Here is a 23,971-nt window from a genome sequence, read left to right as displayed (position 1 = left end):
AGGCGTGAGGGGTAGGATAAGGGAAATTGAGGGAATACAGGGGAAAGGGGTGGTTGGGCTGTCTGGTACCTGTGTGGGTAGGGTCTGGAACGGGTCTGATACGGCTGGTATACGGAGGATAAGCGGAGGAGGGTCTCGACAAAGTCCCGATAAGGTCCCGATAAGGTCTCGATAAGGGTATCTTCTGAGGAGGGGTAAAAGGAGGAGAGGAAGAGGGGAACGGGCCCGGGAGGTATAAAAAAAGCCTCTACCACCGGCAGAGGCTGTTATTTTGCTGGCTGGATAAATAAATGTGTTCAGTTGTTGTGGAAAGCAGCGATCTCGATATCATCGAGCGGTACACCGCCCTGGCGGATGAATTTCTTCTCTTCTGCCAAATGGCGCTTTTCCTCAAAACGACTCTTGATACGAAATACCCATTTCTGCTTAGCTTCCGTTCCTTTAAACATCCCTACTATGGACCCTACCGTTAATGCCAGTAGTAAAACCGTCCTATTGCGTATCGTACTCATAAAACACTGATTGTAGATTTATACCTTCATTTCATATATACTTAGACAATTTATATACGCCAAAAGCTGTTCCATAGTTCACAAAAAGACATACAACTAAGTGGGTATTTTTAAAACTTAACATACTAATAGCGAATCACTGCCGTCCATATGTTTATACCCATTGGCGTGCCGGGTAACCCAATTGCCCAACTTTTAATATTAGTTTAATATTGGACTGCTGCAAAGGGTTTCTACATCCCTGGATTTGTTATGCAATTAGTCGCTTTTTTATGGGGCTTAGTAAACAAAACGAGTGATTGGTAGTCTATTTCCAGTGAACAGGTGGATTTTGTATTTAAAATGTTGTTCCCGGGGGCTTTGCCGGTAAAAACGTTTGTTAATTTGGGCTGGTTGGGGCAGCAAGGCTTAGTTTTGCAAGACTACTAACCTAAATGAATTGTTCGGATGCGCGTATTGGTTTTTGTTTTGTTATGCTGCACGGTAAGTGTACAGGCGCAGTTGTTTGCGCCAGCCAACTATCCCAAGGGATACTTTCGTAATCCGCTGGAACTCGCTATGGACCTGAGCGGGAACTTTGGCGAGCTACGTCCCAATCATTACCATATGGGGCTTGACCTGAAGACAAACAAGGTCGAGAATCAACTGGTGCATGCTGCTGCAGACGGGTATATTTCCCGGATCAAGATCGAACCGGGTGGTTTTGGCCGCGCCATTTACATCAATCATCCAAATGGGTTTACTACCCTCTATGCGCACCTCAATGATTTTAACCCAAAATTGGAAAACTGGGTTAAGCAACAGCAGTATGCTAAGGAATCGTGGAATGTTTTTCTCGAATTAACACCTGGCCAGTTCCCGGTAAAGCAAGGTGACTTTCTGGCCTATAGTGGCAATACGGGTGGATCGCAGGCGCCGCACCTGCACTTTGAGATCAGGCGTACGGCAGATGATGTGAATGTAAATCCCATGCTGTTTGGCTTTCCACTGGCAGATAATACGGCTCCACGCATATTGCGACTGGCTGTTTACGACAGGATGCGGAGCCTTTATGAGCAATCGCCCAGGCTTATCCCGGTAAAAGCCAGTGGCAGTAACTACTCTACTACGCCGGCGCTTGTTAAAGTAAGTTCTCCCAAAGTGAGTTTTGCTATTACAGCTTTCGATACGCATACGGGCTCGTCTAACCTGAATGGCATCTTTGAAGCGCTGCTGTATGTGGATAATGAAGCTGTGATCGGTTTCAGGATGGACAATATCAGTTACAGTGATACACGCTACCTGAATGCCCATATAGATTACCGCACGAAATCGGCGGGAGGGGCCTGGCTGCAGCACCTGAGTGACCTGCCAGGTTATGTAAATTCCATTTATAAGCAGGCCAAAGGAGATGGCGCGATAGATATTAGTGACGGGGCGGTACATGCAGTTCGCATTGTGGTGAAGGATGCGTATGGTAATGCTGCTACGCTTGATTATTCGGTACAGTATGACGGGACGGCTGTGGCGCCGCTGGTGAGCACGGGCAAGATGTTCTATCCTTTTATGCTCGATGGCTTTGAAACAGAACATTGCGAATTCTTCATTGGCGAGCGGTGTTTGTATGATTCGGTGCATATACGGTATGGTCAGTCGGCCAATACGCATCCGCAAGGGATATCTGAGGTACATACCATCGGTTCTTCTGCGATCCCGCTTCAGGAATCTTTCCTTGTGCGTATACAACCGAACCGTTCGTTGACCTTGCAGGAGCAGCAGCATACGGTGATGCAATGGTACAGCGGGAGCAAGAATGATGTACAAAAAGTGGAATGGCAAAATGGATGGGCTTCGGCGCGCTTCCGGGACTTTGGTTCTTTCCGCCTGGTGACGGATGATATTCCCCCTCAAATTAATACGCCCGGCCTGGCGGATGGGGCGAACCTGGGAAAGGCCAGCCGCATTACGTTTACGGTGACTGATAACCTGGGGCGGAGCAAGAATGTACGTACGCTGCTGGATGGCAAATGGCTACGGTTTACGAATGATAAAGGCCGTACATTCATTTACCGGTTTGATGAAAAATGCCTGGCAGGCCCGCATGAGCTGACGATCAGTGCAGAGGATGAGGCGGGGAATGGGACGACGAAAACGATCCGGTTTGTGCGGTAACGGTTAGGTGTTAGCTTTTAGGTATTAGCGGTTAGCTATTAAGACGTATAAATTATCTATTCTCCAATTATAATGATCACACTACAGGAAGGCGATAAAGCGCCGGCATTCAAAGGCAGGGACCAGAATGGTAAGGCGGTTTCATTGAGCGATTTTAAAGGGAAAAAGCTGGTCTTGTATTTCTACCCGCAGGACGATACGCCTACCTGTACGGTACAGGCCTGCAATCTGCGCGACAACTATGCTTTGCTGCGCAAGGAAGGCTTTGAGGTATTGGGCGTAAGCCCGGATGAGGCAGCCAAACACAAGAAATTTGAAGTTAAGTATGATCTGCCATTTACTCTATTGGCGGATCCTGAACATACGATCATAGACAAGTACGGTGTATGGGATGAAAAACAATTGTACGGCCGTAAATACATGGGGTTGCTTCGAACCACCTTTGTGATCGATGAAAAAGGGATCATCCGCAAGATCTTCCTCCGCCCAAAGAATAAGCAACATGCTGAAGAGATCATTGCTGCCTGGAAACAGCTGTGAGCTACGAATACGGCTGCGAGCAGTGAGCTACGAGCTGCGAGCCTTTTGCTACGCGTAATCCGGTAGCGAGGCATGGCATTAGCTTATCCCCTAAGCTGGGGATGGGATTTCCCTTCTATGGGGATTGGGGGATAGGGTTTTACGGCTGACATTTGTAGCCGTAACAGGTAAACCATTCCCATCCAATCAATATAATACAGTGTCTTTTCAGGTAGGGGTTTTATCGAACCGCCGGCATGTCAACAGCATCCGGCGGTATTTTGTTTTTACAGGTCTCTACTCATAATAATGGCCTATTCACTCGAATAGCCGGCCGGCCGGGTGCTGTATACCCTAGTTTTGGATTGCCGCGCAGTGTCAATTATGTTGTAGTATGTGCCAACAATTTTTATTGCTGCTTTTATTGTCAATGACCAGCTGGCTGAACCTGCCTGCCCAACAGCCTTCTCTGTATTTTGACAGGTTAACGATGCAGAATGGGCTTTCCCATAATAAGGTCAATTGTATTATCCGCGACCGGCGTGGGTTTATGTGGTTTGGCACGAATGACGGGCTCAACCGCTATGATGGTCATAATTTCGACGTATTCCAATATAAGCCGGGTGACAGTACTACGATCTCGGGCAATATCATCCATGATATACTGGAAGATGAGCAAGGGGTATTGTGGATTGCCACGGCGGATGGGGGATTGAGCCGGTATGATCATAAACAGCCGCCCCGCCGGCAATTCAAACAATACCGGCATTTACCGGGGGATAGTCATTCTATTCCGGTTAATATATTGAATAAGCTATTGCTGGACACGCAAGGTTATTTGTGGATCGGCACCAGCGGGGTGGGGTTGCTGCGCTTTGACCGGGTAATGGAAAAGTTCACGTTGCCGATCGCTCATGATACGCGTACGATCCTGGACCTGGAGATGGACAAAGCTGGTATGTCGAAGGTGCCCTTCTCCTTTAATAATGATGAGATCAGCTGCTTTACCACAGATATTAAAGGACGTTTGTGGATGGGTAGTCGTTTTGGAGGACTCCATATATATGATAAGGCATCGGGCCGGCTCTACCATTATGGCTATGACGCCGCCCGGGAAGGGACGATTGCAGACAACCACATCAACAGCCTGTATACGGATAGCAATGGTGTGGTATGGATAGGGACGGACCGGGGGGTGAGTATCCACCGGCCCGCGCAGCAACAGTTTGAGCAAACTTTTTTACCTGCCGCGGGGGGCGGCACGGCCAGAGATATTACGATCTATGATTTTTATGAACGTGATGGGAATTTATGGATCGGCACCAGCGAAGGGATCTATATCAGGGAGCCGGGAAATAATAAGCTTCACTTCAGGCCTGTACTGTATAAAGGTGAGCGGCTGGGGGTAACGCATTTTTTTGAAGATGTGGATGGGACTTTGTACCTGGGTACGGATCATTCGCTGTTCCGGTGTGATGTGTCTACTTTGCGGGTGCGTTTGCTACCGGATACAGAAAAGGACCTGGTAGCGAAGCGTTGGATATCCAGGCATGATACGCTTAAAAATGTAATTGACTGTTATAAGCCGGGAAGCATTAGCAGCAATGATGTATCTGACCTGAAAGAAGACGGGGCTGGTAATTTGTGGGTTAGCACTTATGGGGGCGGACTGCATTATTTTGACCGGACGCGGCGGATGTTTACGCATATACCTGCTTCGAATAACCTGCTGGAAGGTCTCCAACTGGATCCCAAGGGAAATGTGTGGATGATCAGCAATGGCAACCTGCATAAATATGATCCGGGCACAAAGTCTTTTACCTCCTTTGATCTGCCGGATATTGAAAAGGCAGGAGGGGTAAGGGGAAATATTTTTAGGGATCGCAAGGGCTGGCTGTATGTGGCCGGTAATAATTATTTTATTGCTTTTAATCCAAGGGAAGTGCAGGACACGCGGAGGATACCGCAGGTGTTCTTTACTGATTTTAAGATATTCAATGAATCTTATAATGACCTGCTGCAGCAAGACAAGATCAACCTGCGCTATGATCAGAATTATTTTACGGTGACTTTTGCAGCGCCCGATCTCTCTGTTGGCCGCAATACGCATTATGCCTATATACTAGAGGGCAGGGACAAGGAATGGATAGATATTGGTACACGGACTGCGCAGGAGTTCTCGAACCTGGAAGCGAAGGACTATGTACTAAAGGTGCGGGCTACTGATAATGCCGGTCTTTGGAATGAAAAAGTGGCTACGATCCACATCACTATTATACCTCCTTTCTGGCAGCGCTGGTGGTTTTACGGACTTTGTGCGCTCACCATGGGGCTTTTGATCTATAGCATTTATCGTTACCGTTTTGACCAGCTGTTAAAACAACAGGCTATCCGGAATAAGATAGCACAGGACCTGCATGATAATGTGGGCTCTACGCTCAGCAGTATTTCGGTTTACAGCCAAGTAGCTAAAATTTACCATCAACAGGAGCGGCAGGATGATCTGCACCAAACGCTGGAAAAGATCAGTGAAACTTCGGGAGAAATGATCTCGGAAATGAATGATATTGTATGGGCCATCAATCCACGGCATGATAGTATGGATACTATTTTGCAAAGAATGGAGTCTTTTGCCAGGCCTTTGCTTGCCTCCAAAGGCATTGTTTTTCATTTTGAGGTGGAGCCGGGAATAAAACAGGTGAACCTGGAAATGACACGCCGCAAGAACTTTTACCTCATTTTTAAGGAGGCTGTCAATAATGCGTTGAAATATGCAGACTGCAGGAACTTATGGGTAAGGATCGGTCTGCGGCATCACCAGCTTGAACTGGAAGTGAAGGATGGTGGGGTAGGTTTTGACAGGGAAAAAGTGCGGATGTATGCTTCGCAATCGTTGTCGGGCAATGGGCTTCGGAATATGGAAATGAGGGCGGCTGAAATGAAAGGGGCATGGACGATCGAGAGCGAGCCGGGTAAGGGTACGGTTGTTCAGCTTCGTTTTCCGGTGGGGTAAGGGACTCCGGTTGTGGGACGGGACAAGTAATGACGGGGCGGGTTATGAGCTAGAGAAGGGGGCTGAGGACGGGATTTCAAGGTTTTTTCTAACCTATAAAGGGGATTGCCCGGGCACCGGGAAATCGCGATGTTTGACTAATACATTTTTATGAGCCTGCGGATTGCCATATTTGACGACAATAAGAATATCAGGGAAAGCATTACCCTGTTGCTGAGAACGGTACCTGCCTTTGAGGTAGTGGGTTCCTTTTCGCATGTACTGGATTGTGTGGAGGATGTACGGGATAGTAAACCGGATATTGTGCTGATGGATATTGAGATGCCAGGCATGACGGGTATTGAAGCGGTGAAGGCGATCCGAAAGGAGTTTCCGCATATTCAGGTACTGATGCAAACGGTTTTTGAAGATGATGACCGGGTATTTGATTCTATTTGTGCAGGAGCTTCCGGTTATATTCTAAAGAACCACCTGAATACGAGGCTGGTGGAATCGATCCAGGAGCTGCAGTATGGTGGTTCACCGATGTCGCCTTCCATTGCCCGCAAGGTATTGGGTAAACTGCAGCAGATACCGCAGCATGTGAAACCGGAGGAGGCGCCGGACTATCATCTTACGCCGCGTGAAAAGGAAGTCCTTGCCTGTATAGTAGAAGGCCTGAGTTATAAAATGATTGCGGACCGGCTGGTCATTAGTTATGAAACGGTACGCAGTCATGTGAAAAAGATCTACGAGAAACTGCATGTAGCTTCTCTCACAGAAGCGGTGGCCAAAGCTATTAACCAAAGGATTGTTTGACCGGCAATCGACAATCAGCCACCGGCAGTCCTTTGCTTCGATGACAGAGATCTTAACCTGAAAATAGTTTTTTTATGAAAAGTAGTTATGTGATAGGTTTTGTAATTAGTGCATTGGCCATCACGCTTGTGCTGGAGGCATTTGAAAAGCCTGCTGCATCCCCACAGAAAATGGGCAAGGGTATTGCCGTTTTTTGTGCTCCTTCTTTTGATGCCGCTAAACTGAAAGAAGGGAAAGCTCCTTTAATAAAAGGACTGGGTAACCTGCATTACAAGATCACCACGCGTTCGAAACTAGCGCAGCGTTATTTTGATCAGGGGCTTACGTTGATCTATGCCTTTAACCATGGTGAGGCGGCGCGTTCCTTCCAGGAGGTGATCAGGCTGGATAGTACGGCAGCGATGGGCTGGTGGGGTATGGCGATGGTGCTAGGCCCCAATTATAATGCGGCACTCAATCCGTCGAGCCTGGAAGAGATCAATCAGGCGATGGAGAAAGCCAGGAAGTATTATTTAAACGCTACCGCCAAAGAGCGGGCGCTGGTCACAGCCCTGGCAAAACGATTCCCTACGGAGGCTGTGAAGGATATGACGCCTTATAATACAGCTTATGCTGCTGCCATGAAGGAGGTTTATGAGCAATATCCGGGTGATGCAGAGATCGCGGTATTGTATGCAGATGCACTTATGAATGAGCATCCATGGAACCTGTATCTGAAGGATGGCAGTGCACAGCCCTGGACAGCGGCTATTGAACAGCAACTGGAAAAAACGATGGCGGCCTATCCCAATCATCCGGGCGCTATCCACCTATATCTCCACGCGGTAGAAGCTTCCCGTACTGCACAGAAGGCAGTACCTGCTGCCAGGCGCTTGCTGAATATGTTGCCTGCGGCCGGTCACCTGGTACATATGCCGGCACATATTTATATCCGTACAGGCAATTACCATGAAGGAGTGGAAGCTACGGAGAAGGCGAGGTTGTCGGACAGTAATTATATCAATCAGTGTCAATCGCAAGGCACTTATCCCTTGTTGTATTACCCGCACAATATCCATTTTCTGGCCGCCTGTGCCTTCCTGGAGGGAAATAGTAAAAAAGCAATAGAAGCTGCTTGGGGTGTATCGCGGAATGCAGACAGGAAGTACCTGGCGCTTTCCGGTACGGTACAACATTATTATATCATTCCTTATTATGTACTGGTACATTTGGGGAAATGGGATGATATCCTGGCGATTCCTGCCCCCGGAGAATCGCTGCAATATCCACGCGCCATCTGGCATTATGCCCGTGGGATGGCGCTGGCGGCAAAAGGCCGGCTGCCGGAAGCACGCCAGGCATTAAAAACCTTACAGGGATATGCAGCTGATGAATCGTTGCGTAGTTTATTGGTATGGGAAACGAATAGCTCACTTGACCTGATCACTATTGCGGCGCTGACGCTGGAAGGAGAATTACTGAGTCATGAGGGCCAATATAACGAAGCGATCGTTTTATTGCAACGGGCTGCTGAAATGGAAGACAAGCTCAATTACCAGGAGCCGCCGGATTGGTTCTTTTCGGTGCGTCATACCTTAGGAGATGTGCTGCTGCAGGCAAAGCGGTATCCGGAAGCTGAAAAGGTGTACCGGGAGGACCTGGTGAACCTGCCGGAAAATGGCTGGGGATTGATGGGGCTTTTTAACAGCTTGCGGGAACAACAAAGATCAACTGAAGCGGCGGCGGTAAAAGCGCGGTTTGACAAAGCCTGGCAATGGGCTGATATTACGATCACTGGTTCCCGAAAATATTAAAGTACCTGACTGTCCCGACGGAAGTGCGGGACTTTGTATACGGTTATTTGTGCAGAAAGGTGACATCTTATTATTAAGGTGTCACCTTTCTGCATTTCGGCTATTGAAGGAAACCCTCGTGGTTTAATTAACGTATTGGTAGGATAGACCCGGAAGAAGCAGGTGGTTCTCTATCCTTGCAGAAAGGAACTTCTTTCATGGGTTATCTTAAGTTCTAAGGGTTTGGTTCCCTGTCCTTTCCAGGACAGGGCTTTTTTTAGAGGCAACCTTTCAACCTGAATAACCGTAAAAGTCACAGGAAACGAATCTAAATATGATGAAAAAAATTCTTATCACCTTATCAGTGTGCCTGGCAGTATTCATAGGCTGTACGAATGATAAAGATGAGTTGTTAAATCCGCTGGGCAGTGATTGCACAGGTGTGAATGCCAGTTTTGTGAATGATGTATTGCCTATTATTCAGGCCAATTGCCAGGGCTGTCATGGGGCAGGATCTACGAATGGACCTGGCCAATTGACCAATTATACTGAGATCAAGAATGCAGCCACCCGGATAAAGAATGCTGTTGTTACTGGTTTTATGCCGCGTAATGCGGCCCCGCTTCCTGCGGCCCAGATCAGGCTTATCAGGTGCTGGGTGGATTCCGGAACTCCCAATAATTAAATGCATGCAAAAAAAACAACTCCTTGTTATCAGCATCCTGCTGGTGCTTGCCGCGGTAGCTATTTATGCCTACCGGGAATACAACCGGACGAATAAGGATCTGGCCAGTGTGGAGGCGGATTATACGGTAGAAGCCACAGCATTGGTGAATGAGTTTTTGGCCAATGATACGGCTGCTTATAATAAGTACCGCAATAAAATACTGGCCGTACAGGGGATGGTAAAATCGGTGGATAAAGTGGAGGGTGATTGCACCATTGTGTTGGGCGATACTACTGAAATGTCTTCTTCGGTAAGGTGCCTGGTGGATAGTGTGCAGGCAAAAAATGCTATTGTCCTTAAGCGGGGTGAACGGATTACGGTGAAGGGTGCCATTACAGGCTTTAAGAAAGATGATACGGGGCTGTTGGGGTCGGATGTGGAATTGAACAGGTGTGTGATGGGGAGTTCGAAATGACAGAGAGAAAGATTATTTAATTCGTATACTAACCTAAAATAGTAAAGGAAATGAAAATGCGGGTTATTGGACTGGTCAATGTACTGATGTTGTTATCTGTACTGGCCTTTGCGCAGGATAAGTTTTTTACCAAGAGCGGCAGGATATCGTTTGTTTCCAAGGGAAATGTGGAAACGATTGCAGCCAAACACAAAGGTATTACGTGTGTACTGGATACAAAAACGGGCGCGGTACAGTTTGCTGTACTCATGAAAGGGTTTGAATTTGCAAAAGCCCTGATGCAGGAACATTTCAATGAGAATTATGTAGAGAGTGACAAATACCCGAAGGCGGATTTTAAGGGCACGATCGTCAATAACCCTGAAGTGAACTATACCAAGGATGGCACTTATGCTGCCAAAGTAAAAGGAACGCTTACGTTGCATGGAGTAAGCAAGGAAATTGAGACTGCGGGAAAGGTCACTGTAAAGGATGGCAAGCCACAATTGAATACTGAACTTACGATCCTGTTATCGGACTATGCTATCAAGATACCCGCTATTGTAAAGGAAAATATTTCGAATACGGTGGTGATAACGGTCGATTGTGCATTGGAACCTTTACAACGTTAATCATCCTCTAAATACACTGGCTTATGAAAAGAATACTATATAGCAGTTTATCTGGCATGGCGCTGTTGCTTTCCACTACCTGCCTCTATGCGCAGGACCAGGATCTGTTGAAAGAACTGGGTACTGATTCGGTTAAGAAAGAATATGTGAAGAACGCTTTTAAATCGAGCCGGGTGATTCATTCTCACTCGATGGAGTTTATTGGCAAGGGGGTGTTGGATGTTCGTATCCTGCACCGGTTTGGGACGGTCAATCATGGTGTCAAAGACTTGTTTGGTCTGGATGAGGCCAATATGCGTTTTGGCTTTGATTATGGACTGGGTAAAAACCTTACGGTTGGTATTGGCAGGAGTAATGTGAACAAGGAATTGGATGGGTTTGTCAAATACCGGCCTGTACAGCAATCGACAGGACCAGGTAGTATACCTTTCTCGGTGGTATTGATCACCGGTATGTCGGTGCGTACGCAGGAATTTCCTGAACCGAAGGATGTATACAAATTTCAACATCGCCTGGCTTTCTGGCAGGAAGTGATTATAGGCCGCAAGTTCAGCGAGGCTTTCAGCCTGCAGTTGAATCCCATTTTCCTGCACCGCAACCTGGTACCGAATGCTACTGATGACAACAATACCTGGGCCCTGGGTGTAGGAGGCAGGATCAAACTTACCAGGCGTACGGCCTTTGTAGTGGATTATACGCCTGTTCTGGCTGGCCGCCAGCCGGGAACGAAAGACCCGCTGGCGATGGGCTTTGACATTGAAACAGGAGGACACGTATTCCAGTTGCATTTTACGAATGCTACAGGGATGAATGAAAGGGCTTTCCTAACGACTACGACAGATGATTTCTGGAAAGGTGAGATCAGGTTTGGGTTTAATCTGTCGAGGGTGTTTACGATCAAAAAGAAGAAGTAATTAAAGGAGTTCCGTTTTCACTTTATTTTGAATAAAAGCCTTACTCCACCTGGAAAGGCAGGGAAAATGGTATTGCTTTGATTGGGATCTTCATTGAACATCCGTCGCAGAAAGGTATAAGAAGAACCGGGTGGCAGCTGTGCACGCTGCCATTTTTTTCTTACTCCAAATCCTACATAGAGTTCTATCCAAAGCCATTTCTTTTGTACGAGGCATTCCTGTACGCCTAGTTTGACCTGTAATCCGGCTACTTCTTTGATATACCTGAATTTTCTATATTCTTCATAGGCTGGTATGCCATTTACTACATTTCTGCCTACCCAGTCCTCCATGGGGCTGGCTAGATATTTATAATGGAACTCTGCTTCTACATAATGATTTAATTGCCGGCTAAAATATTTTCTCACTGCGGGCCTTACAATAAAACCATTGGAGGATTGCTGGTTTTGCAAATTACTGGAATGAAAGATCCAGGCGGCGTCTACTGCTGCCGACCATTTTTGATGGAACCTGTATTCTGCTCCTGTTGAGATATTTTGATCTATGGGGTCAATCAGGCCCAATGGGTTGATCCGTAAAAAGAGGGTGCCTTTGGGGAGGATAACAGTATTCCGTTGCCGGGCAAAAGTATTACCTATCCAACAAAGCAGGATGAACGAAAGGACAATGGTTTTCGGGGGCATTAATTGATCTTTGTAATGAGCTGAGGGGTGAATGGGTTAGAAATATCATATAAGATGATGCCATTTTTCACCCAACAGATGAGTGTATTGGAGGCCGGTATAACATCTACAAAGGAGCCATCTTTCACACTGGTTATAAATTTTGGTTGAAAGGGTTTTGAAATATCAAATACCATTAAACTGTCCTTGTCGCAAACATAGAGGGCATCCTCGGCATAGCCCAGGCCATAAGGTTCGGCAATGGGATAGGTGGCTTTTTGAACCGGTTTGGTAATATCTGTGATGTCGTAGACGGCTAATATGCTTTGAGTTCCTCCACATGGCCCGCTGGTACGCAGGGTGGCAAATGCCACGTTGTCTTTTGCTACCACGGGATCGCAACGTCTTATGACTTCAGGTGAGATAGCGGTACTTAATTTTTGAGGCTGCTCGGGATTTTCGATAGAGAAAATATACACCACGCTGGTGGAGCCAATGAATAGTTTGTCTTTGAAGGGGTAGATGGTCTCAATTTCAAAGCCGATGTTAACGGTGGTTTTCAAAATTGGCTCGGCGGCGTTGCTAATATTGAATACACGTAGTTTTTCTTTGTCTACTGTATACAGGTAATTGCCGGCAATGGCAAAGCGGGCTAAAGAACCACCCTGGCCGGTGCCAGGGGTAAAGGCTTTGGCGGTATCTTTTGTGCATTGCAGGGAGGCCAGGCAAACGGTTATCAGAACGATGGTGTATATAATATGCTTTCTCAAGTTGTTGATTTAAGGGGTTAACGCCTGCAATTGGGTCTCTTTATGGTCTTCAGTGCCCAATCGACTACAATACCTTTTGAAGGATCGACGCATTCAAAATACACATTGGAAAAAGGGGGGTGTTCCTGATCAATAGCAGGAAATGCATCTTTAATTCTTTTTACTACGGTTGGCTGCTGGGGATTGGTAATGTCGATCACCAGCATATCGCTGACGCTATTGGTGTATAGGTAATTGCCTTTTACAGCTATTTCGGTGCTATAGGGGATCTTTAGGAAGGCAATTTTCCTGGGTTGGGCCTGCGACTTGTCGATAATGTGTATGCCCTCGTTCATTTCATTTTGGAAAATATAGTTTCCATAGGTATAGATCTTACCTGCTTTTTGGGTAGGGCGTACGGGTGCAATTGTGACATCGTTCAGTAGGGAAGTGGTAGCGTATACTGGTACGTAAGCCTTTATTTCTTCAGGGGAATCCGGGGAATTAATATTCGTATCACAAGCGGATAAGAACAGAGCCAGGAAAAACAAGGCAGCAGTTGTTTTCATGTCTTCATGAGACGAAGGTCAAATTAAACGTTGCACCTGGGTAGTTAAATTAGCAATTATCAATCCCTGATCACCCATTCTACTTCGCCTACATCGAAGTGTCGTTCCAGGGTATCGCGGGTGATCAATTGCCCGGAAGGGGTGACGCCTTGAATGGTGGTCTCGAAAACGCCGGATGCTTTTTTCAGTTTTACAGTCTGGTGTAATTTGTACAAGGCCTGCTCGTAATTGGCCAATAGCTGTGCGGGATGCCGGATGGCCTGGTAGCGGTTTTCGAGGGAGGTACAGAGCTCCCTGGCCAATGCATTGATATCGTAGGTTTTACCTGTTATTTGCTTCAGAGAAACGGGCCGGAGGGCCTGGGATGCAAACTGTGTTTGGTTGATGTTGATACCCATGCCGGCGATGGACCATTGCCAGTCCTCGCTTCCCACCCTTGATTCTATCAAAATTCCCCCTGCCTTTCTGTCACGCCAGTAAATATCATTGGGCCATTTGATACGGGTTTCCTCCCCGGCATAATTTTTAAAGAAATCATAACAACCGAGGGCAATAGCTGCAGAAAGGAGGAATTGTTGGCTGGTTTTCAAGGGGTGGGGGTCAATTACCACGCTCATCATGATGTTTTCGCCGATGGTGGTGACCCAGGTTTTACCGCGCTGACCCTTGCCGGCAGTCTGTTCCAGGGCAAAATACACCGTTCCGTGACCGGCATTCCCGGCAGTTGCCTGGCCCATGGCATAGTTGTTGGTGCTGTCTACAGACGGCAATATAATAAGCCGTTGGCCGATAGTGGGATGTGGCAAAAGATTACTATTTTTGAATTGTACGAAAATAGATATTACTGTTGAACGTTTAAGCTACTGTGGTGTTATTAATGGAAGATTAGAATAGCGCAGCAGGTAAGCGGGATACAGCATCCAAAAGAAAGCAGCCTTTCCGCTATTCAGGATATCAATTTGACCATTTAAAACGTTTAGATTATTGGAACAATTGTCAATGTTAGCTACCCGTCGTAAGCGAAATAGTGTAGCCAGGTTAACTAAAAACTCTAAGATCTTCAAAGCTATCATCCACGCTATCCAGGAGAAAAAAGGTAGTAATATCACCTCGCTCGATCTCCGGAAAATTCCCGAAGCTATTGCTGATTTTTTTATTGTCTGTGAGGCAGACAGCACCACGCAGGTAAAAGCCATTGCCAGTTTTGTGGAAGATCATGTGCGGGACGCTGCCAAAGAGGCGCCTTACCACCATGAAGGACATCAGGGAGCACAATGGGTGTTGGTAGACTACGTTAATGTAGTGGTACATATCATGTTGCCGGAGACCCGCAAATTCTACAAATTAGAAGAAATGTGGAGTGACGCCGAGACTGAAGAACATAAATAATTTGATTCTTAGGGCCGGATGTTTGATATTGTGTACCGGGAGCTGTTCTAAATCTGCCATTTCAACAGGTTTTTTCGAACAATTTCATCGCTATAATCCTTAATTAGAAAAACAAGCTGAAGTAAGTACAATATGTCACAGGACGAGTCAAGACAGAATGAACGCGGTTTCCCCCGCCTACGCCCACGCGGTGAAGACAATGGCCAACGTAAAGGCCCGAAATTCAATATCTACTGGGTTTGGGCAATCATATTTGCTGTACTGGTAGCCTTTCAGTTATTCGGTTCTTTTGCCCCTGATGCCAAAGAGATCGATGAACTGGAGTTTTACCAGATGCTGGAGAAAGGCGATATTGATAAGTTGACCACGATCACCAATAAGAATCTTATCCGGATCACGCTCACACAGGGAGGTTATCAGAAATACAAGGACCAGTTATCTAAAAAATGGCCTGGTGTATCTGAAAAAGGCCCTCACTTTGAATTTCGCGTTATTAAAGCCGAAGAATTCAAGAAAGAGTTGAATACCTGGTATAAGGATCACCCTACTATTAAAGAAGTTCCTAATAAACCTGCCCAGGAAGGCGAATGGTTTACCTCCATTATCCAGTTCCTGCTTCCGCTGGTGGTTATTATCCTTATCTGGGTAATGCTGATGCGTAAGATGGGCGGCGGTGCTGGCGGCAGCAGCGGTCCGGGTGGTATCTTCAACATTGGTAAATCAAGAGCTACTTTATTTGATAAAGGCACCAAGGTCAATATCAACTTCTCTGATGTAGCAGGACTTGATGAGGCGAAAGTAGAAGTGATGGAGATCGTAGACTTCTTAAAGAATCCCAAAAAGTATACTGCACTGGGTGGTAAGATACCCAAGGGAGCCTTACTGGTAGGCCCTCCGGGTACTGGTAAAACCTTGCTGGCCAAAGCTATGGCCGGTGAAGCGCAGGTTCCTTTCTTCTCCATGAGTGGTTCTGATTTCGTAGAATTGTTTGTAGGGGTGGGCGCCAGCCGTGTAAGGGACCTGTTCAAACAGGCCCGTGAAAAAGCACCCTGTATCATATTCATCGATGAAATTGACGCCATTGGCCGTGCACGTGGTAAAAATGCCATGATGAGCAATGACGAGCGTGAAAGCACGCTCAACCAGTTGCTGGTGGAAATGGATGGTTTCAGCGGTGAGAGCGGTATCATTGTACTGGCAGCCACCAACCGTCCGGATGTACTGGATTCGGCGCTGTTGCGCCCCGGTCGTTTTGATCGTCAGATATCGATCGATAAGCCCGATCTGAAAGGCCGTGAACATATCTTTAAAGTGCATCTGAAGCCGATCAAGATCTCTGAAAAAGTAGATATCTATAAACTGGCTGAGCAGACCCCCGGATTTGCGGGTGCTGATATTGCCAATATCTGTAACGAAGCTGCCCTGATAGCCGCCCGTAAAGGCAAGCAATCGGTGGAAATGGAAGATTTCCAGGATGCAGTAGACAGGGTAATTGGTGGTCTGGAAAAGAAGAATAAGATCATTTCTCCTGATGAGAAAAAGATCATTGCCTACCACGAAGCAGGTCATGCTATCTGCGGATGGTTCCTGGAGCATGCCTATCCGCTGCTGAAAGTGACCATCGTACCGAGAGGGGTGGCTGCACTGGGCTATGCACAATACACACCGAAAGAACAATACCTGTACAATACGGACCAACTGACAGATCAGATCTGTATGACATTGGGCGGTCGGGCCAGCGAAGACATTTTCTTTGGCAAGATATCTACCGGTGCACAGAATGACCTGCAGCAGATCACCCGGATCGCTTATTCGATGATCACGGTGTACGGTATGAATGACAAAGTAGGTAACGTAAGCTTTTATGATCCTGCTGCGGAAAACTCCTTCACGAAACCTTATTCTGAAGAGACATCCCGCCTGATCGATGATGAAGTAAGGAAGCTGATTGAAGAAGCTTACGGTAAAACCAAGGCCTTGTTGCTGGAAAAGAAAGCACAGGTGGAAAAACTGGCAGAGGCTTTGTTAAGTAAAGAAGTATTATTCCAGAGTGATGTGGAAGCCCTTATCGGCAAGCGTCCCTATGGTGAGAAGAAAATACTGGATGTAGATGGTAATCCCAGTCATGGCGCTGAAGAAAGCAGCATCAGTGAAGGAGTACCTCCCTATGATAGCAATGTGACGAATCATCCTGCCACTTAATTGTAATTATGAACATTTCTCCTGCAAGGGAAAGTATTCTCAAGAAAATACGGAAGGCGTTGACACAGTCAACGCCTCTTCCTTTTCCACAAAGTGAAGGCAATAGTTCTGTGTTCCAGCCCTCGAAACAGGAGCTGGAAGTACAGTTTGCAGAGCAGTTTACCAGGCTGCAGGGTAAGTTTGTGTTCTGTCTTAACCAACAGGAGCTGGCAGCGCAGCTAAAACATGTAATAGCCCACAATAAATGGGAGAAAATATACTGCCGGGAAAATGTATTGAAACGCGACCTGGCGGCCAATGGCTTTGAGGACTTTACGCACGGAGATGTGGCCAGTTGTGATGCCGCCATCACCACCTGCGAATGGCTGGTGGCCAGAACGGGCTCCATTGTATTGAGTGCAGGCCAGCAAAGTGGCCGCACAGTAAGTGTCTATACCCCCATACATATTTGCATTGCCTATACCAGCCAGCTGGTATATGACATTAAAGACGGCCTGCAACAGGCGAAAGAAAAGTATGGCGCCAACCTCCCTTCACTCATCACTTTTGCCACGGGACCCAGCCGTACAGCAGATATCGAGAAAACGCTGGTGGTAGGGGTGCATGGCCCCAAGGAAGTGTATGTATTCCTGGTAGATCAATAAGCCGGCTCCTATATCCTATAATTGCCATTATCTTTACGTGAAAAGTGAGCGGTTTCACATCTTACATCATATGGCTACAGAAATATATCAACTCTTCGTATATGGCTCGCTGCTGAGCGGGTTTCACCATCCTGCCTATGGTTATATCAGCCGTTATTTTACCTTGATCGGCCCTGCCAAAGTAAAAGGCAAGTTGTTTGACATGGGTGAATACCCGGCGGCTGTACCGGTCAATGAAGATACCTGGATCATGGGGGAGCTCTACCAGCTCAATAACAAGGATGAATTTGAGTATGCTATCTGCCAACTGGATGATTATGAAGGGATCTTCCCGGAGGCAGGTGGAACGCCTTTGTATAGAAGGGAACCGGTCAATGTGGTGATCAATGAAAAGGATACGCTGGCCTGGATCTATTGGTATAACCAGGATGTTTTGGGCAAACCGCTGATCGCTTCCGGTAGTGTGCTGGAATACCGCGACCAACAGGAAAAGAAAAACCAGTCTGGCTTCTTTTAGTAAGCTGGTGTAAGGAACCCCACATTGATGGCCTATTTATTCGATCATTCACTATGAACATACCTGCTGGCAAAAAAGTATACTTTCTTTCTGATTTTCATCTTGGAGCGCCGGATGCGGCTGCCAGTTTAATACGGGAAAAACAAATTGTAGCTTTCCTGGAGGAGATCAAAAAAGACGCAGCTGTCATCTTCATCGTAGGGGACATGTTTGATTTCTGGTACGAATACCGGATCGTGGTGCCCAAGGGATACGTACGATTGCTGGGAAAGCTGGCTGAAATTACAGATGCGGGTATCCCGGTCCATTTTTTTGTAGGTAATCATGATATGTGGATGACGGATTACTTTCAAAAGGAATTGAATATCCCGGTCTATTTTGAACCACAGGAATTTGAATTCAACGGCCAATCCTTCCTCATTGGGCATGGTGATGGGCTTGGTCCCGGAGACCATGGTTACAAATTCATCAAGAAAGTATTTAGGAATCCGGTATGCCGGTGGCTGTTTGGCATCCTCCCGCCCTATCTGGGCATGGGGCTGGCTAACTATATGAGCCGCCGCAGCCGGGCGATGACTGGCCAAACGGATGAAAAGTTCTTTGGCGAACAAGGGGAATGGCTGATCATTTATTGTAAAGAGGTCTTACAAAAGAAGCATTATAAATACCTTATTTTCGGACACCGGCACTTGCCCATCGACTACAAGCTGAGTGAAGAAAGCCGGTATGTGAACCTGGGGGACTGGATCCGTTATTTTACTTATGCGGTATTTGACGGGGAGCAGTTAACACTTCAATCAAGGTATCCTGAACTGGAACCTAAGATCATAAGGGGGCAAACAGGCAGTTGATGTTTATACGAATTACGATACTGTGTCTTTTGATGGGTGGGTACCTTATGGGGGCTGCGCAAACAACCAGCGCTGTGCCTCGCGGAGGTACAACCCAGGCTGACTCCTTTTTCATGCTGCAACAAAAGATAGCCGGGGAGTTCACGGACTTTACGGTCGATAATTTAGGCAACCTGTATGTATTGAATCAAAGCGGCCAATTGAAAAAGATGGGTCCGGCCGGTGATTCGATCGCAGTCTTCAATAACGTGCGGCAATACGGCAAGATCCATTTTATAGATGTATCGAACCCGCTCAAAGTGTTGTTGTATTTCAAAGATTTTGGAACCGTGGTGACGCTGGATCGTTTTCTAAACACACGATCCACATTGGATCTGCGTCGTCGGCAGCTATTTCAGGTAAAGTCGATTGGCCAGGCTTATGACAACAATATCTGGGTGTTTGATGAGCTGGAAGGTAAGCTGAAACGGATAGGGGAAGATGGGCGGCTGATTGACCAAAGCTCCGATTTTCGCCTGCTTTTTGATTCGATGCCTTCTCCTCAGTTCATCGTAGATCAGAACAAACTGTTATATCTCTATGATGCGGCCAAAGGGGTGTACCTGTTTGATTACTATGGGACGTTTAAGAACCGTATCCGTTTTACGGGCTGGACAGATTTCTCAGTGATCAATAACACGCTATTTGGCAGGGATGCCGGCATGTTGTACCGGTACGAGCCAGGCACACTCAACCTGCAACAATACCCTATACCGGCGGCTATGCAAAGCGCCCGGAAAATAAAGATCATGCCCGGTAATTTATACTTGCTTCGGGATCACCAGCTGGAGATTTATTCTTATCGATGATTACGCTTGCTTCGAGGACAGATTTCTCACTGCGCTACGCTGCGTTCGAAATGACAACAAAGGGTGATTCGAAATGACAAAAAAGTAAGAAATCATAATGACAACCAAGACTGCGTGAAATGGGAAAGCTGATTTGGTTAAATTTGCAACATGAACAAATTGTTGGACAGTGTTTTTCTTGATAATACGATCCGTAACTATTTGCTGGTAAGTGGTTCTATACTGTTAGCTGTACTGTTCAAGCGCTACCTTTCCCGGTATATTGCGGGTCTTATTTACCGGATCATCCATAAGCTGGCGAGTGGGGTTGATAAGAAGTCATTTGTAAACCTGGTGGTTTCGCCGCTCGAAACATTCCTCCTGTTACTGGTATGTATTGTGTCGCTGGATAAGCTCAACTTTCCGCAACTGCTTAATTTTAACCTGTATAAGATACAGCTGCACGGCCTTATCGATGGGATTGCCATCATTGTGATGATTGTGGCATTTAACTGGTTGCTGCTGCGGATCATTGATTTTGTGGCTATGATCTTACAGCATAAGGCTGAACTGACACCTGATCAGACAGATAACCAGCTGGTGGTGTTCTTCAGGGACTTCTTTAAGGCGCTTGTTGTAATTATGGGGGTGCTGATGGTGTTGAAGCTGGCCTTCCATTACCCGATCACCAACCTTATCACGGCATTAAGTATCGGTGGTGCGGCGATTGCGTTGGCTACACGGGAGAGCCTGGAAAACCTGATCGCTTCTTTTATTATCTTCTTTGATAAACCGTTTATGGTGGGCGACCTGGTGAAGGTGCAATCCATTACGGGTACGGTAGAAAAGATTGGCTTACGGAGTACACGTATCCGCACGGACCAGAAGACGTACGTGACGATGCCGAATAAGCAGATGGTGGATAGTATTATGGATAATCTTTCGTTGCGTACGCAGCGCAGGGCCTTTGTGCAGCTGGAACTGGGCAATGATACGGCGAAGGAATCGGTTGATCAGTTGATCCTGCGTATACAGCAATTGTTCCAGGACCGGAAAGCGGTAATAGAAAACTACACGGTGTTTCTTTCGGATATTGTTAAGGATACTTACCTGGTCAATGTAGAGTTCTTCACGGCCACGATACCTGTGGCAGATTTCAATGCCTTGCGGCAAGAGGTAAACCTGCAGATCATTGGTTTATTGAAAGAATTGACGATCAAACTGGCCTCGCGGGATGCGGGTGTGGTGATCTTGCGGGAAGGGTAAAACAGCTGCGAGCCATGAGCTGCGAGCGAAAATGTGGCCAAAGCTTAGAGGCAGCTTGGATCTCTTACAAAGAGGCTTTTATCTCCAGGAGGAATTCCTTTACTTTCTTTAAAGACTGGATCATTTCGAAACTATCGCGTCCCTGCTTGTTCTTCTTCAGGAAGTCTTTGGCGCCTTCGATGGTGAGCTTGCGCCTGCGGAGGAGGTCATAGATCAGCTCCAGGTTCTTGATGTCTATAGGCCTGAAATGTCGGTCGCCCTTGCGGTTCTTACGCGGTTGGATAATATCAAATTCATTTTCCCAGAAACGTAACAAAGATTGGTTTACGCCAAACATTTCAGCTACTTCACCAATGGCATAGTACTGGCGTTGGAAAAGGACCTCATTGGCTGGAATGTTGACGAGATCGGCTTCTGCATCCAATGCTTTGAGTGATTTGCGGCCACGGGTAGACTTCTTAACAACCGGTTTGGCTGGTGCAGGAGCAATGGCGGCGGCAGTTATTGGCTCTTCTTCCTTAGGCGGCTCTACAGGCTTCAGGGACTTTACCCTTACGCCTACAGAGGCGTTTTCCTGTGGCTGGGCCGCATCGGAAAAGTCGAAGGTAATTTGGGAGAGGTTTTTTGGATCCATAGCTATTGAATGGGTAGCGGTTATTTCATAACAAATATCGTGCTGTAAAATTACGAAGAATATAAAGGGGCCAAAACCTTGTCTGAAAAGGGGGTGTTAAAACGGGTTTTGAGTGGCTCAAAAACAAGGTGTTAAACGGTGAAAAAAGGTGCATAAAATGGCCCTGTAAAAGAGGCCGAAAGCCTTAATTTTCGTACCTTTGCGGGAATCAACATTCTTAACTTTCACAAGCATTTTCACAAGCATTTATGGATACAGAAATCAAGGAAATTCTTACCCCCGCCACCAACGGTTATGGAGCAGATAGCATACAGGTTTTGGAAGGGTTGGAAGCGGTGCGTAAGCGTCCTGCCATGTATATCGGCGATGTTGGCGAAAAAGGCCTGCACCACCTGGTATATGAGGTAGTAGACAACTCGATCGATGAAGCGCTGGCTGGCTATTGTAAAAATATCGTGGTTACGATCCATGAGGACAACTCTATTTCCGTCATTGATGATGGGCGTGGTATCCCTACCGGTATCAATACCAAGGAACAGAAGAGCGCCCTGGAAATCGTAATGACTGTACTGCATGCCGGTGGTAAATTCGACAAGGATACCTATAAGGTTTCCGGTGGTTTGCACGGTGTGGGGGTAAGTTGCGTAAACGCTCTGAGTACAGTGTTACAGGCTACAGTAAAACGTGAAGGAAAGATCTTTGAACAGGAGTATCGCATCGGTGTACCGCAATATTCTGTAAGGGAGATCGGCGTATCTGAGGAAACAGGTACTACGATCCATTTCTGGCCCGATACGAGCATTTTTACGGTCAGTGTGTATAAAAAGGATATCCTGGAAGGCCGTTTGCGTGAGCTGGCTTACCTGAACAGGGGAATCCGTATTGTACTGAATGATCTGCGGGAGAAGGATGAAGCCGGAGAAACCTATACCAAAACCTTCTATAGCGAAGGTGGTATTGTGGAGTTTGTAGAGATGCTGGATAAAAATGCAGGCCGGGCAGCATTGCTCCCCAATGTTATTTTTGTAGAAGGCAGGGATGAGAAGTCGAATGTAGCGGTAGAGGTAGCCCTTACCTACAACGACAGCTATAACGAGCACATTTATTCTTACGTTAATAATATCAATACGATCGAGGGTGGTACCCACGTATCCGGTTTCCGCCGGGCGCTTACGCGGGTATTTAAGAGCTATGGCGACAAGCAGAACCTCTTTGAAAAGGCCAAGGTAGAGATCGAAGGCGATGACTTTCGCGAAGGTCTGAGCGCCATCATTTCGGTAAAAGTACCGGAGCCGCAGTTTGAAGGTCAGACCAAGACCAAGCTGGGTAATGGTGATGTAATGGGTGTGGTAGACAGTACTGTATCCGGCGTATTGCAGGCGTTCCTGGAAGAGAATCCCAAAGAAGCCAAGAATATCATCTCCAAGGTGATCCTGGCTGCACAGGCAAGGGCTGCAGCCCGTAAAGCCCGTGAGCTGGTACAACGGAAGAGTGTATTGAGCGGCGGCGGTTTGCCCGGTAAACTGGCCGACTGTTCGGACCGTGATCCGGAGCGTTGCGAACTGTTCCTCGTCGAAGGTGACTCGGCCGGTGGTACTGCCAAGCAGGGCCGCGACCGTTCCTTCCAGGCCATCCTGCCACTGCGGGGTAAGATCCTGAACGTGGAGAAAGCCATGGAGCACAAGATCTATGAGAACGAGGAAATCCGGAATATGTACACGGCATTGGGTGTTACAGTAGGTACGCCGGACGATCCCAAGGCATTGAACCTCGCAAAACTGCGCTATCATAAGCTGATCATCATGACGGATGCCGATGTGGATGGAAGCCACATTGCCACGTTGATCCTGACCTTTATCTATCGTTATATGGCTGCCCTGGTGGAGCAAGGGTATGTATACATTGCCCAGCCGCCTTTATACCTCGTGAAAAAGGGTAAGGACCAGGCCTATGCCTGGAATGAAGAGCAACGTAAGGGATGGGTGTCCAAATTTGCCGCCGGCAAAGAAGACAGCGTGAACATCCAGCGTTACAAAGGTTTGGGAGAAATGAACGCCACCCAGTTGTGGGATACGACCATGAATCCTGATAGCCGTACGCTGAAGCAGGTAACTATTGAAAGTGCCGCAGAAGCCGACCGCATCTTCAGTATGCTGATGGGCGATGAAGTAGCACCGCGTCGTGAATTCATTGAAAGCCACGCCAAATACGCTAAGCTGGACATCTAGG

The 23,971-nt window shown here is 47.0% G+C and carries 23 protein-coding genes; 17 read left to right on the top strand and 6 right to left on the bottom strand.

The window, feature by feature from the left end:
- Positions 1-296: 296 nt before the first annotated feature.
- Entirely contained in the window at positions 297-512 is a 216-nt protein-coding gene (locus D3H65_RS32990; RefSeq protein WP_162915746.1) for a hypothetical protein, read from the bottom strand.
- Positions 513-959: 447 nt separating this feature from the next.
- Between D3H65_RS32990 and D3H65_RS20835 the strand changes: the two genes are divergently transcribed.
- The 9 genes from D3H65_RS20835 to D3H65_RS20800 all read left to right on the top strand — a co-directional run bounded on the left by D3H65_RS20835 (position 960) and on the right by D3H65_RS20800 (position 11,432).
- The gene (locus D3H65_RS20835) at positions 960-2,663 is read left to right on the top strand and encodes a M23 family metallopeptidase (RefSeq protein WP_119052165.1); all 1,704 of its coding nucleotides are present in this window, start codon (positions 960-962) and stop codon (positions 2,661-2,663) included.
- A gap of 72 nt (positions 2,664-2,735) precedes the next feature.
- Positions 2,736-3,203: a thioredoxin-dependent thiol peroxidase gene (gene bcp / locus D3H65_RS20830; RefSeq protein WP_119052164.1), complete on the top strand. Its 468-nt coding sequence runs from the start codon at positions 2,736-2,738 to the stop codon at positions 3,201-3,203.
- 373 nt (positions 3,204-3,576) lie between these two features.
- Complete coding sequence (locus tag D3H65_RS20825) at positions 3,577-6,195, top strand: sensor histidine kinase (protein ID WP_119052163.1); 2,619 nt, start codon at positions 3,577-3,579, stop codon at positions 6,193-6,195.
- A gap of 150 nt (positions 6,196-6,345) precedes the next feature.
- Positions 6,346-6,993, top strand: a complete 648-nt coding sequence (locus tag D3H65_RS20820; protein WP_119052162.1) for a response regulator — start codon at positions 6,346-6,348, stop codon at positions 6,991-6,993.
- A gap of 74 nt (positions 6,994-7,067) precedes the next feature.
- Entirely contained in the window at positions 7,068-8,786 is a 1,719-nt protein-coding gene (locus D3H65_RS20815) for a tetratricopeptide repeat protein (protein WP_119052161.1), read from the top strand.
- Between the two features lie 313 nt (positions 8,787-9,099).
- Positions 9,100-9,450 (top strand): c-type cytochrome, encoded by a 351-nt coding sequence (locus D3H65_RS32985; RefSeq protein ID WP_162915745.1) that lies wholly within the window; start codon positions 9,100-9,102, stop codon positions 9,448-9,450.
- Between the two features lie 4 nt (positions 9,451-9,454).
- Positions 9,455-9,907, top strand: a complete 453-nt coding sequence (locus D3H65_RS20810) for an OB-fold protein (RefSeq protein WP_162915744.1) — start codon at positions 9,455-9,457, stop codon at positions 9,905-9,907.
- Positions 9,908-9,957: 50 nt separating this feature from the next.
- Positions 9,958-10,518 carry a YceI family protein gene (locus D3H65_RS20805; RefSeq protein WP_245999549.1) on the top strand — a complete coding sequence of 187 codons (561 nt, stop codon included), beginning with the start codon at positions 9,958-9,960 and terminating at the stop codon, positions 10,516-10,518.
- 23 nt (positions 10,519-10,541) lie between these two features.
- A complete protein-coding gene (locus D3H65_RS20800; RefSeq protein ID WP_119052159.1) occupies positions 10,542-11,432 on the top strand; it encodes a DUF5777 family beta-barrel protein in 891 nt (296 codons plus the stop codon).
- Positions 11,433-11,449: 17 nt separating this feature from the next.
- On the opposite strand, the gene D3H65_RS20795 is transcribed toward D3H65_RS20800, so the two are convergent.
- The 4 genes from D3H65_RS20795 to D3H65_RS20780 are packed head-to-tail and all read right to left on the bottom strand — an operon-like array spanning position 11,450 to position 14,218.
- Positions 11,450-12,115, bottom strand: coding sequence for a DUF3575 domain-containing protein (locus D3H65_RS20795; protein WP_119052158.1), 666 nt, complete (start codon positions 12,113-12,115; stop codon positions 11,450-11,452).
- The gene (locus tag D3H65_RS20790; protein ID WP_119052157.1) at positions 12,115-12,864 is read right to left on the bottom strand and encodes an LVIVD repeat-containing protein; all 750 of its coding nucleotides are present in this window, start codon (positions 12,862-12,864) and stop codon (positions 12,115-12,117) included. Before D3H65_RS20790 ends, D3H65_RS20795 begins: the two co-directional genes overlap by 1 nt.
- A gap of 17 nt (positions 12,865-12,881) precedes the next feature.
- On the bottom strand, positions 12,882-13,412 hold the full coding sequence (locus D3H65_RS20785) for an LVIVD repeat-containing protein (protein ID WP_119052156.1): 531 nt from the start codon (positions 13,410-13,412) through the stop codon (positions 12,882-12,884).
- A 59-nt stretch (positions 13,413-13,471) separates the two neighbouring features.
- Positions 13,472-14,218 carry a biotin--[acetyl-CoA-carboxylase] ligase gene (locus tag D3H65_RS20780; protein WP_245999548.1) on the bottom strand — a complete coding sequence of 249 codons (747 nt, stop codon included), beginning with the start codon at positions 14,216-14,218 and terminating at the stop codon, positions 13,472-13,474.
- Positions 14,219-14,411: 193 nt separating this feature from the next.
- Here D3H65_RS20780 and rsfS point away from each other — a divergent pair, with 193 nt between their 5' ends.
- From rsfS to D3H65_RS20745, 7 genes are all read left to right on the top strand, one after another.
- Positions 14,412-14,801 carry a ribosome silencing factor gene (rsfS, locus tag D3H65_RS20775; RefSeq protein WP_119052155.1) on the top strand — a complete coding sequence of 130 codons (390 nt, stop codon included), beginning with the start codon at positions 14,412-14,414 and terminating at the stop codon, positions 14,799-14,801.
- A gap of 132 nt (positions 14,802-14,933) precedes the next feature.
- The gene (gene ftsH / locus D3H65_RS20770; protein WP_119052154.1) at positions 14,934-17,003 is read left to right on the top strand and encodes an ATP-dependent zinc metalloprotease FtsH; all 2,070 of its coding nucleotides are present in this window, start codon (positions 14,934-14,936) and stop codon (positions 17,001-17,003) included.
- 8 nt (positions 17,004-17,011) lie between these two features.
- Positions 17,012-17,647, top strand: a complete 636-nt coding sequence (locus D3H65_RS20765; RefSeq protein ID WP_119052153.1) for a LutC/YkgG family protein — start codon at positions 17,012-17,014, stop codon at positions 17,645-17,647.
- Positions 17,648-17,717: 70 nt separating this feature from the next.
- Positions 17,718-18,164: a gamma-glutamylcyclotransferase family protein gene (locus D3H65_RS20760; protein WP_119052152.1), complete on the top strand. Its 447-nt coding sequence runs from the start codon at positions 17,718-17,720 to the stop codon at positions 18,162-18,164.
- Between the two features lie 53 nt (positions 18,165-18,217).
- On the top strand, positions 18,218-19,015 hold the full coding sequence (locus D3H65_RS20755) for a UDP-2,3-diacylglucosamine diphosphatase (RefSeq protein ID WP_119052151.1): 798 nt from the start codon (positions 18,218-18,220) through the stop codon (positions 19,013-19,015).
- 113 nt (positions 19,016-19,128) lie between these two features.
- The gene (locus tag D3H65_RS20750; RefSeq protein WP_162915742.1) at positions 19,129-19,863 is read left to right on the top strand and encodes a hypothetical protein; all 735 of its coding nucleotides are present in this window, start codon (positions 19,129-19,131) and stop codon (positions 19,861-19,863) included.
- Positions 19,864-20,013: 150 nt separating this feature from the next.
- Positions 20,014-21,108, top strand: a complete 1,095-nt coding sequence (locus D3H65_RS20745) for a mechanosensitive ion channel family protein (RefSeq protein WP_119052149.1) — start codon at positions 20,014-20,016, stop codon at positions 21,106-21,108.
- A gap of 64 nt (positions 21,109-21,172) precedes the next feature.
- Here D3H65_RS20745 and D3H65_RS20740 read toward each other — a convergent pair whose 3' ends face one another.
- The gene (locus tag D3H65_RS20740) at positions 21,173-21,742 is read right to left on the bottom strand and encodes a MerR family transcriptional regulator (RefSeq protein WP_119052148.1); all 570 of its coding nucleotides are present in this window, start codon (positions 21,740-21,742) and stop codon (positions 21,173-21,175) included.
- 248 nt (positions 21,743-21,990) lie between these two features.
- On the opposite strand from D3H65_RS20740, the gene gyrB reads away from it, so the two are divergent.
- On the top strand, positions 21,991-23,970 hold the full coding sequence (gene gyrB / locus D3H65_RS20735; RefSeq protein WP_119052147.1) for a DNA topoisomerase (ATP-hydrolyzing) subunit B: 1,980 nt from the start codon (positions 21,991-21,993) through the stop codon (positions 23,968-23,970).
- Position 23,971 lies beyond the last annotated feature (1 nt).

Source organism: Paraflavitalea soli (genome assembly GCF_003555545.1).
GTDB lineage: Bacteria > Bacteroidota > Bacteroidia > Chitinophagales > Chitinophagaceae > Paraflavitalea > Paraflavitalea soli.
This window is presented reverse-complemented; position numbering and strand designations above follow the sequence as displayed.

Coding starts and splice junctions, on each gene's coding strand:
- D3H65_RS32990 (WP_162915746.1), bottom strand. CDS start 512: ATGAGTACGATACGCAATAGGACGGTTTTACTACTGGCATTAACGGTA.
- D3H65_RS20835 (WP_119052165.1), top strand. CDS start 960: ATGCGCGTATTGGTTTTTGTTTTGTTATGCTGCACGGTAAGTGTACAG.
- bcp (WP_119052164.1), top strand. CDS start 2,736: ATGATCACACTACAGGAAGGCGATAAAGCGCCGGCATTCAAAGGCAGG.
- D3H65_RS20825 (WP_119052163.1), top strand. CDS start 3,577: ATGTGCCAACAATTTTTATTGCTGCTTTTATTGTCAATGACCAGCTGG.
- D3H65_RS20820 (WP_119052162.1), top strand. CDS start 6,346: ATGAGCCTGCGGATTGCCATATTTGACGACAATAAGAATATCAGGGAA.
- D3H65_RS20815 (WP_119052161.1), top strand. CDS start 7,068: ATGAAAAGTAGTTATGTGATAGGTTTTGTAATTAGTGCATTGGCCATC.
- D3H65_RS32985 (WP_162915745.1), top strand. CDS start 9,100: ATGATGAAAAAAATTCTTATCACCTTATCAGTGTGCCTGGCAGTATTC.
- D3H65_RS20810 (WP_162915744.1), top strand. CDS start 9,455: ATGCAAAAAAAACAACTCCTTGTTATCAGCATCCTGCTGGTGCTTGCC.
- D3H65_RS20805 (WP_245999549.1), top strand. CDS start 9,958: ATGAAAATGCGGGTTATTGGACTGGTCAATGTACTGATGTTGTTATCT.
- D3H65_RS20800 (WP_119052159.1), top strand. CDS start 10,542: ATGAAAAGAATACTATATAGCAGTTTATCTGGCATGGCGCTGTTGCTT.
- D3H65_RS20795 (WP_119052158.1), bottom strand. CDS start 12,115: ATGCCCCCGAAAACCATTGTCCTTTCGTTCATCCTGCTTTGTTGGATA.
- D3H65_RS20785 (WP_119052156.1), bottom strand. CDS start 13,412: ATGAAAACAACTGCTGCCTTGTTTTTCCTGGCTCTGTTCTTATCCGCT.
- rsfS (WP_119052155.1), top strand. CDS start 14,412: ATGTTAGCTACCCGTCGTAAGCGAAATAGTGTAGCCAGGTTAACTAAA.
- ftsH (WP_119052154.1), top strand. CDS start 14,934: ATGTCACAGGACGAGTCAAGACAGAATGAACGCGGTTTCCCCCGCCTA.
- D3H65_RS20765 (WP_119052153.1), top strand. CDS start 17,012: ATGAACATTTCTCCTGCAAGGGAAAGTATTCTCAAGAAAATACGGAAG.
- D3H65_RS20760 (WP_119052152.1), top strand. CDS start 17,718: ATGGCTACAGAAATATATCAACTCTTCGTATATGGCTCGCTGCTGAGC.
- D3H65_RS20755 (WP_119052151.1), top strand. CDS start 18,218: ATGAACATACCTGCTGGCAAAAAAGTATACTTTCTTTCTGATTTTCAT.
- D3H65_RS20750 (WP_162915742.1), top strand. CDS start 19,129: ATGCTGCAACAAAAGATAGCCGGGGAGTTCACGGACTTTACGGTCGAT.
- D3H65_RS20745 (WP_119052149.1), top strand. CDS start 20,014: ATGAACAAATTGTTGGACAGTGTTTTTCTTGATAATACGATCCGTAAC.
- D3H65_RS20740 (WP_119052148.1), bottom strand. CDS start 21,742: ATGGATCCAAAAAACCTCTCCCAAATTACCTTCGACTTTTCCGATGCG.
- gyrB (WP_119052147.1), top strand. CDS start 21,991: ATGGATACAGAAATCAAGGAAATTCTTACCCCCGCCACCAACGGTTAT.